This is a genomic window from Sphingomonas sp. (assembly GCF_039594485.1).
Lineage (GTDB): Bacteria > Pseudomonadota > Alphaproteobacteria > Sphingomonadales > Sphingomonadaceae > Sphingomonas.
This window is the reverse complement of sequence record NZ_JBCNNI010000006.1, coordinates 135,122-144,589: the sequence shown is the minus strand read 5'-3', so window position 1 is coordinate 144,589 and position 9,468 is coordinate 135,122. Positions and strand designations below refer to the sequence as shown.

The 9,468-nt window shown below is 66.3% G+C and carries 8 protein-coding genes; 4 read left to right on the top strand and 4 right to left on the bottom strand.

Annotated elements, in window-relative coordinates:
- The 3 genes from ABDV78_RS04355 to ABDV78_RS04345 all read left to right on the top strand — a co-directional run.
- The coding region (locus tag ABDV78_RS04355) for an IS5 family transposase (RefSeq protein WP_343525996.1) at positions 1-599 on the top strand (599 nt) is incomplete at its 5' end.
- A gap of 130 nt (positions 600-729) precedes the next feature.
- Positions 730-1,743, top strand: coding sequence for an SDR family oxidoreductase (locus ABDV78_RS04350; RefSeq protein WP_343525994.1), 1,014 nt, complete (start codon positions 730-732; stop codon positions 1,741-1,743).
- A gap of 50 nt (positions 1,744-1,793) precedes the next feature.
- Positions 1,794-3,605 (top strand): DUF885 domain-containing protein, encoded by a 1,812-nt coding sequence (locus tag ABDV78_RS04345; RefSeq protein ID WP_343525993.1) that lies wholly within the window; start codon positions 1,794-1,796, stop codon positions 3,603-3,605.
- Between the two features lie 36 nt (positions 3,606-3,641).
- Here ABDV78_RS04345 and ABDV78_RS04340 read toward each other — a convergent pair whose 3' ends face one another.
- From ABDV78_RS04340 to ABDV78_RS04325, 4 genes are all read right to left on the bottom strand, one after another.
- On the bottom strand, positions 3,642-4,265 hold the full coding sequence (locus tag ABDV78_RS04340) for a TspO/MBR family protein (RefSeq protein ID WP_343525992.1): 624 nt from the start codon (positions 4,263-4,265) through the stop codon (positions 3,642-3,644).
- Positions 4,266-4,338: 73 nt separating this feature from the next.
- Positions 4,339-5,652: an MFS transporter gene (locus ABDV78_RS04335; protein ID WP_343525991.1), complete on the bottom strand. Its 1,314-nt coding sequence runs from the start codon at positions 5,650-5,652 to the stop codon at positions 4,339-4,341.
- Between the two features lies 1 nt (position 5,653).
- Positions 5,654-6,865, bottom strand: a complete 1,212-nt coding sequence (gene manD / locus ABDV78_RS04330) for a D-mannonate dehydratase ManD (protein WP_343525990.1) — start codon at positions 6,863-6,865, stop codon at positions 5,654-5,656.
- 11 nt (positions 6,866-6,876) lie between these two features.
- Positions 6,877-7,131, bottom strand: a complete 255-nt coding sequence (locus ABDV78_RS04325; protein ID WP_343525989.1) for a hypothetical protein — start codon at positions 7,129-7,131, stop codon at positions 6,877-6,879.
- A gap of 113 nt (positions 7,132-7,244) precedes the next feature.
- On the opposite strand from ABDV78_RS04325, the gene ABDV78_RS04320 reads away from it, so the two are divergent.
- Positions 7,245-9,338, top strand: a complete 2,094-nt coding sequence (locus ABDV78_RS04320; RefSeq protein WP_343525988.1) for an alpha-glucuronidase family glycosyl hydrolase — start codon at positions 7,245-7,247, stop codon at positions 9,336-9,338.
- The last annotated feature ends 130 nt before the right edge of the window (positions 9,339-9,468 follow it).

The window sequence follows — 9,468 nt, the reverse complement described above, 5'->3', positions numbered from 1 at the left end:
CGGTGCAGTACCATTTCTACCGGATGCGCGACAGCGGCCTGCTCGATGCGATCAATGCGGTGCTGGTGGCAGCTATGCGGGTTGCAGAAGGCCGGGACGCCGAACCGACCGCGGGCATCATCGACAGTCAATCGGTGAAGACCACCGAAGCGGGCGGGCCGCGCGGTTATGATGCCGGCAAGAAGATCAAGGGGCGCAAGCGTCACATCGCGACCGACACGGCTGGCAATCTGCTCGACGGACTGGTGCGTCCTGCCGATATCCAGGACCGTGACGGCGCACCCGAACTTATCGAACGCTGCCGGGACGCCTATCCGTCGCTGTCACGCCTCTTTGCCGATGGCGGCTATGCCGGACAGAAGCTGCAAAACGCCATCGCGCATCTCGACCGCCTCGCCATCGCGATCGTCAAGCGTTCCGATACCGGGCGTTTCGTCATCCTGCCGCGCCGTTGGGTCGTCGAGCGCACCATCGCATGGCTCAACCGATGCCGCCGCCTCGCCAAGGACTGGGAGGCCTCCATCGCATCCGCCGAAGCATGGCTCCTCATCGCCTCCATCAGGCGAATGACCCGACGCATCGCAAAGATCGAATTATGAGTCGGGCTCTCAGGTCGTTAACCGGGTGAAACAACCAGGGATCAACTCCGCAGGCCACTTGTTGGAGAGACGCTTCACATGAGGCGATTGCCGCCTTCTTCCCGTTGGCTGGCCGCGAAAGGACTGGAACATGAGCGACATCGACACCTCCCGCCGCAGCGTCCTGGGCGGTGCCGCTCTCGGGCTGGCCGCAGCGGCGGCGCCCCAGGCCGCGCTCGGACAGTCTGGGGGAGCGGCCGGGGGAGCGGCCACGCCCCTGGTGCCCAGCCTGCGCGATCCGCGCAACGCCTATACCAGCACGCCTTTTACCGAACAGCGCCAACCCTGGCCCGCGCTGGCGAGCAAGATGACGCCGCGCCCCGACCATGGCGAGGCCAGCTATCGCGGATCGGGCAAGCTGACCGGACGCAAGGCGCTGTTGACCGGCGGCGACAGCGGGATCGGCCGCGCCGCCGCGATCGCCTTCGCACGCGAAGGGGCCGACGTCGCGATCAACTACTACCCCAGCGAAGAGCCCGACGCACGTGAGGTCGCCGAGCTGATCCGGCAGGCGGGCCGCAAGGCGGTTCTGCTGCCCGCCGATATCCGAACGCAAAAGGCTTGCGAGGACACGGTGCGAAAGGCGATCGCGCAGCTCGGTGGACTGGATATCCTGGTCAACAACGCCGCCTATCAACAGTCCAAGGCGGACATCATGGATATCAGCGACGAACAGTTCGTCCGCACCTATGAAACCAATGTCTATCACGTCTTCCGCTTTTCCAAGGCGGCGATCCCGTCAATGCCGCCCGGCGCGGTCATCATCAACACGATCTCGCAGAACAGCTATGACCCCGGCGAGGACCTGATCGACTATGCCTCCACCAAGGCCGCGATCCAGAACCTGACGCGTGGAATGGCCAAGCAGCTCGCCAAGAAGGGCATCCGGGTCAACGCCGTATCCCCCGGCCCGATCTGGACGCCGCTCCAGGTTGCGGGCGGCCAGCTTCCCGGTAAGTTGCACGAGTTCGGACAGGACACCTCGCTCGGACGCGCGGGCCAGCCTGCTGAACTCGCCTCGCTCTATGTCGCGCTGGCCTCGGGCGAGGCGAGCTTTTCGACCGGCACCGCCGTCGGCGCACATGGCGGCAAGGGCTTCCCGTAACACGGCAAAGGCCATTTGACGTGCGGCTGGCGGGCGTTCATCACTCGGGGATGAGCCGCCTTTTCTCCCGCCGCGACGCCCTGATCGGCGCGACCGCCCTCACCGCTTCGACTGCCCTTCCGGCGGCGACAGCACCGACCGACGCGAATGTGCTGCTCGATCGTATCGCCTGGGGGCTGCTCGAATTGATGCCCGAACGGGCGACGTCGCTGGGCGTCGACGAGGGTGTCCATGCCGATCTGCGGCGACGGCTGGAGGACCGTTCGCCCGTGGGCATTGCGGCGCGGCAGCAGTTCCTGACCGGCGCTCTCAAGGACCTGGCCGGGCTTCCCCGCCAGGGGCTCGATCCGTCGACCGCGACCAGCATCGCTGTGGTCGAGAATGCCTTTCGCACCGCCCTTGACGGCATGGCGCTGCCTTATGGGGTGGCGACGATCGGTGACTGGCGCAACACGCCCTATGCCGTCGTCCAGAATGTCGGGTCGTGGCTCGACGTGCCGCAGATGCTCGACGGCGACCAGCCGCTTCGCGACGCGGCCGATGCCGAAGCCTATCTGGCCCGGCTCGCCGCCATGCCTGCGCAACTGGACGGCGAGACGGTGCGGATCCGACAGGCGCGCGAACAGGGCGTGGTTCCGCCCGCCTTCCTGCTCGACAAGACGATCACGGGCATGAGCGGCACGCTAGCCGAAGCCACGAATGTCGATGGTCCGCTGCTCGGCCCTCTTGCGCGAAAGGCCCGGACGATACCCGGCGACTGGACCGGCCGCGCCGCACAGATCGTGCGATCGGCGGTGATCCCGGCACTGGAACGGCAATTGGCCGAATTGCGCGCAGAGCGGGCGGTGGCGACCGATGCCGCCGGCATGGGGGCCCGCCCGCACGGTGCCGAATGGTATGCCTGGGGCCTGCGCGCGGGGACGACGACCCGGCGCAGCGCGGCCGAATTGCATGCCATGGGTCGCGCCCGGCTGGCCGAATTGCAGGCGCAGATGGATCAGATCCTGCGCAAGGAAGGACTGACGCAGGGCAGCGTGGCCGAACGCACCATCGCCTATCAGCGCCGCCCGGGCATCGGCTTTCCCGACAATGACGAGGGGCGGCGGCAGATCATCGCCTATATGCAGGGCCGCATCGACGCGATCCGTCCACGCCTGCCCCAGGCCTTTCGTCGTCTCGCCCGTGGCAATCTGGAGATCCTGCGCATGCCGCTTGCGCAGGAGGCGGGCGCACCCGCCGCTTATGGCGGCCCCGGCACGATCGACGGTCGGGTGCCGGGCAAGGTCTGGGTCAATCTGGGCGATCCGACGATCCACAACCGGGTGACCATCCCGGACCTCGTCTATCATGAGGGGATTCCGGGCCATGTCTGGCAGGGCGAATATGCGCAGCAATTGCCGCTCATCCGATCGATCCTGGCGTTCAACGCCTATTCCGAAGGATGGGCGCTCTATGCCGAGCAACTGGCCGACGAACTGGGCATGTATGAGGGCGATCCGGCCGGACGCCTTGGCTATCTGATGGGCCTGGCGTGGCGGGCGGTGCGGCTGATCGTCGATACCGGCATCCATGCGATCGGATGGTCGCGGGACAAGGCGCTGGCCGAGTTCATCGCCGCCACCGGCCTGCTGCGCTCCAATGCCGTCAGCGAGGTGGACCGCTATTGCGCATGGCCGGGCCAGGCATGCGGCTATGAAGTCGGTCGTGCCGAGATCGTCGCGCTGCGAGCCCGCGCGAAGGCGACGCTCGGCCCGCGCTATGACCTGCGCGATTTCGATCAGGCGGTGGTGGACGGCGGCAACGTGCCGCTCGGCGTTCTGGCCGACAATGTCTCGCGCTATGTGAAGCGCGCGCAGGGCTGACCTGCGCGCGCCTTCCGTCTCCGATGGTGGCGTGGCTCAGCGGCCATGCCCCGGATTGTCGCGACGAATGCGCTCGGCCAGCAGCGTCGCAAAGGCCAGCCAGGCGACGAACGGCACCGCCAGCGCGGCGGCAGGTCGGTCGACCTTCGCCGACGTCGCCACCAGCGCCGCGCCCGAGGCGACCATCGCACCCGACGCCACCGCGCTGGCGCCAAGGCGCTGGCGGCGGAAGAACAGCTCCGTCCAGCCCCCGACCATCGCCATATTGACCAGCCACAGCCGCACCGCCGCGTCCCGGGCGCGGCCCGAGGGACGGCGCAGCAGACGATAGCCGCCGATCGCCAACCCCGTCTCCAGCACGGGCCAGACAGCACCGAACACGCGATCGGGCGGCGTGTAACCGGGCTTGTCGAGGCGTCGATACCAGCGCCGGATGCGCGGATGCGACGGATCGGGCGCGTTGCGACGCCCGACCAGGGCACTCGCGCCAAGAACGAGGCCGACGATCCCCAATGCCATGATCGGCGAGCGTCCGCGCGGCGTGGCCGACTTGCCGGCCGCTCCGATCGCAGGGGAAACCGCCCCCTCCCCCGCCATGCCGTCAACCGGTGGAACCGGCTTCATGGCGTAACCGTCTTCGCTCGAAATCCTGATGGGCACGGCCGCATTCTCCTTCAGGAGGGATAACGCGGCCGTGCGGGAAAGGGGCCTGCGCCCTGATACGGCGCGGGGCTTATCCAATCCGAACGTCGCGATAGCGCGGGTTGATCAGGTGGAAGACGAGCAACGCGACAAGATAGGCAAGGCCGCACGCGATGAAGAAGGGCTGATAGCTGCCCACCCGATCGAGCAGGACGCCCAGCGCCTTGGATGCGATGAAGCCCCCCGTCGCCCCCGCAAAGCCACCAAGCCCGATCAGCGTCCCTTGCGCATAGCGGGGAAACTGGTCGCCGGGCAGCGCGAAGAGGTTGGTCGAAAAGCCCTGATGCGCGGCACAGGCCAAACCGATCATCGCCACCGCGATCCAGATGCTGGCCGCCTGCGCCGCAAACATGACCGGCAACGCGAACAACGCGCAGAAGAACATCGCCCGCTTGCGCGCACGCCCCGTCGCCACCCCCGCTTTCAGCAGCCGTGACGAATACCAGCCGCCGACGATCGCGCCGACATCCGCCATGATATAGATGGCGACCAGCGGCGGGCCGAAGCTCTTCAGGTCATAGCCGTAACGGCTGTGGAAGAAGTCGGGCAGCCAGAACAGGAAGGTCCACCAGACCGGATCGATCAGGAACCGCCCGGTCATGTAGGACCAGGTCTCGCGGTGGCGCAGCACGGTCGCGAAGCCCGCACGGCCGCTGGTCTCGACCGGCTCGGTTTCGATCCAGGCACGCTCCTCCGGGGTGATGCGCGGATGGGCATGGGGCGGGTGATAGAGCCGCCACCACGCCGCCAGCCAGACGAGGTTGAACAGTCCGGTGATGATGAAGGCCCAGCGCCAGTCGAGCACCAGATCGGCGACGATGAACCCGATCAGCAACGGCGTCACCACCGCGCCGACATTGGCGCCGGCGTTGAAGATGCCGATCGCCAGCGCGCGCTCCTTCTTGGGGAACCATTGCGACGCCGCCGCCAGCGCGGACGGATAGGTCCCCGCCTCACCGAATGCGAGCGGGATGCGCGCCACGACGAAGCCGGTGGTCGAGGTGACCAGCGTCTGGGCGAAATGCCCGACCGTCCAGCTTCCCATCGCCAGCAGATAACCCGCGCGCGGCCCGATCCGGTCGATCAGCCAGCCGAACAGCAAAAAGCCGATGCCATAGGCGACCTGGAAATAGCCGGTGATGTCGCCATAACCGCTGTTGCTCCAGCCATAGAGCGCGGTGAGCTGCGGCTTGAGAACCCCCAGCACCAGCCGGTCGACATAGCTGAGCACCACCGCCGCGAAGAGCAGGCCGCAGATGATCCAGCGTATCCGCCCGCGCGGCGGCGATACGGCGTGGGCGGCGGTTTCGGGTGCGGTCGCGGCGGCCTGGGTCAGATCGCTCATTTCACCAGCTCCACAGCGTGCCGTCCTCAAGCCGGTTCACCGGCAGATAGGCGCGTTTATAGGGATAGGTCGCGGCAAGCGCCTCGTCGATCTCGACGCCCAGCCCCGGTGCATCGCCGGGATGCATCATGCCATCCTCGAACCGGTAATGATGGGGGAAGACCGCATCTGTCTCTTCGGTATGCGGCATATGTTCCTGAATGCCGAAATTGGGGATCGACAGCCCGAAATGCAGCGCCGCCGCCATGGTGACGGGCGACAGGTCGGTCGCGCCATGGCATCCGGTCCGAACCTGGTAGAGATCGGCCAGCGCCGCGATCCGCCGCAAATGCGTCAGCCCACCCGCATGGACGACGGTGGCGCGAACATAGTCGATCAACTGGTTCTCGATCAGATGCTTGGCGTCCCAGATCGAGTTGAAGATCTCGCCGACCGCGATCGGCGTCGTCGTGTGCTCACGGATCAGGCGGAAGGCATCCTGATTTTCCGCCGGGGTCGCATCCTCGATCCAGAAGGGGCGATAGGGCTCCAGATCCTTGCCCAGCCGCGCCGCCTCGATGGGAGTCAGCCGGTGATGCACGTCGTGAAGCAGATGGACGTCCCAGCCCAGCGCCTCGCGCGCGGCCGCGAAAAGTTCGGGGACGACGCGCAGATATTTCTCGGTCGACCAGACGCTCTCGCTCGGCAGATCGGCATCGGCGGGCTCGTAACGCTGCCCGGCCTTGGCCACGCCATAGGTGGAGGCAAGCCCGGGTACGCCGCATTGCAGGCGGATCGCGCGATAGCCCTCGTCCCGGTGGCGGATCGCCGTCGCGATCGTGTCCGCAATGCTGGTGCCGTTGGCATGGCAATAGACCAGGCAGCTTTCCCGCGCCGCGCCGCCCAGCAACTGATAGACGGGCAGCCCGGCGATCTTGCCCTTGATATCCCACAGCGCCATGTCGACCGCCGCGATCGCGGTCATCGTCACCGGCCCCCGCCGCCAATAGGCCCCCTTGTAGAGATACTGCCAGATATCCTCGATCCGGTGCGCGTCGCGTCCGATCAGGCAGGGGATGACATGATCCTGCAGATAGCTGGCGACGCTCATTTCCCGGCCGTTGAGCGTGGCATCGCCCAGCCCGGTGGTGCCGTCGTCGCACTCGATCCTCAGGGTGACGAAATTGCGGCCCGGGCAAGTCACGATCAGGCGGGCGGCGATGATCTTGGGCATCCAGAAATCCTTCAGGCGATATCGAACGCGACGACCTGCGCATCGCGGTCTTGGGGGCCGGTCGTCATCACGGAGCGGCTAGCTTCGACCGGCCCATGCCTCTCGCTGTTCCAAGGATGGACATCATCCAAGCCGAGGGTCGGGCGGACCGCTCGCATCTCACTAAGCAGGCGCGGGCGGGCGGCGAGCGGAAAGGTGACACGCGAATCCACCATGGTCCAGCACGGGGCTGCGCGGCGGTTCGGTCGGCGGCTGGCAAGCATCACGGCCTCTCCTGGTTCGACAGCCGCTTTCAACCGGCTTGCCAATTGGTATGACAGCATTACCATTATAACCGAGCGTCGGCTTGTCAATCGCCGACCCCTTGGGAGAGAGCGGCATGTACGGGTTGCGGACGCTGATCGGGACGTCAGTTATATCATTGATAATATTGACGACTCCTGCCGCCGCGGACGACGGTTATGGCCTTTGGCTACGATCGAACATACAATCGGTCAGGCAAGTTGAAGTAAGTCGGTCAGGTAACTCCCCAACACTCATGCTTGCAGAAGCTGAGTTGCGACGCGCACTCCCCGCCGACATGCCGCCCGTCATGGTGACGACCGCCGCCGCGCCGGGCATCGCGGCCCTGCGCCTGCCCTTCGACGGATTGGGCGATGAAGGCTATCTGGTCCGTTCGGTGACGCTGAACGGGCGCCCCGTCGTGCTGGTCGCGGGCAATAGCGATCGGGGCACCCTTTACGGCGCGTTCGCGCTGATCCGTCACCTCGCCACCGGCCATTCGGCACAGGCGATCGCGCTGCGATCCGCCCCCAAGGTGAAACTGCGCGTCCTCAACCATTGGGACAATCTCGATGGGTCGGTCGAGCGCGGCTATGCGGGTCAGTCGCTGTGGGACTGGTGGACGCTCCCCGATTTCCACGACCCCCGCTATACCGACTATGCCCGCGCCAATGCCTCGATCGGGATCAACGGCACGGTCCTCAACAACGTCAATGCCAAGGCCGACAGCCTGACCGCACCGTATATCGCCAAGGCGGCGGCATTGGCCGATATCTTCCGCCCCTGGGGCATCCGCGTCTATCTGTCGGTCCGCTTCTCCGCCCCGATCGAGCTGGGCGGACTCAAGACCGCGGACCCGCGCGATCCCGCGGTCGCCGCCTGGTGGAAGGCGAAGGCGGACGAGATCTACCGCGCCATCCCCGATTTCGGCGGCTTCCTGGTCAAGGCCAATAGCGAGGGGCAACCCGGTCCGCGCGACTATGGCGCCAGCCATGCGGACGGTGCCAACATGCTCGCCGCCGCCCTGCGCGATCATGGCGGCATCGTGATGTGGCGCGCCTTCGTCTATGCCGAGACCGACCCGGAGGACCGCGCAAAGCAGGCCTATACCGAGTTCAAGCCGCTGGACGGCAAGTTCGCCGACAATGTCCTGGTACAGGTCAAGAATGGCGCGATCGACTTCCAGCCGCGCGAGCCCTTTCACCCGCTATTCGGTGCGATGCCGCGCACGCCGCTGATGATCGAGTTCCAGATCACCAAGGAATATCTCGGCTTCGCGACGCACCTCGCCTATCTCGGCCCGCTCTTCACCGAGGTCCTCGACGCCAGGACCGGCTGGAAACCGGGCGAGACGGTCGCCGATGTCGTCGATGGAGAAGCGGAGCATCACAGGCTGACCGGCATGGCGGGGGTCGCCAATATCGGGCGCGATCGCGATTGGAGCGGATCGACCTTCAATCAGGCCAACTGGTACGCCTTCGGTCGCCTCGCCTGGGACCCCGCCCTGTCGGCCGAGGCGATCGCGCGGGCCTGGGCAGCGCAGACCTTCGGCAACGACCCTCAAGTGATCGACACCGTGACCGCGATGATGATGGGATCGCGCGAGGCGATGGTGGACTATACCGGCGCGCTGGGCCTCTCCCATCTGATGGCGACGGGGCACCATTACGGACCGGGACCATGGGTTTCCGATCTGGCGCGCCCCGAATGGAATCCGGTCTATTATCACCGCGCCGATGCGGCGGGCATCGGCTTTGACCGGACCGCCAAGGGCAGCAATGCGGTTGGCCAATATGCGGAGCACGTCGCCAAGGCCTTCGCTAACCCCGCGACGACACCGGAATCGATGCTGCTCTGGTTCCACCACCTGCCCTGGGATCGTCGCATGGCAAGCGGCCGCAGCCTGTGGGAGGAACTGGTCACCCATTATGACCGTGGCGTCGCCTATGTCGCCGGGATGCAGCGGCAGTGGGACATGCTCCGCCCGAAGATCGACGATGAACGCTGGCAGAAGACCGCGACCTATCTGGGAATCCAGGCGCGCGAGGCCCGCTGGTGGCGGGATGCGAGCCTGGCCTATTGGATGTCGGTCAACCATCGCCCGCTTCCCGCCGGGGTCCGACCGCCCGAACATGACCTGACCTGGTACCAGGCCCGGCAATTCCCCCATGCGCCGGGGCAGGCGCACTGAAGCACTGCCCCGAAGCACATCATTGGTCCGGCCAATGCTATCTCATCCTGGAACCGCTAACACCCATCCAAGCCGCTTAACCAAGGGCCGAGTCGGAGGCTCTCACCGCCCGAAATCCGACTCAAGACAA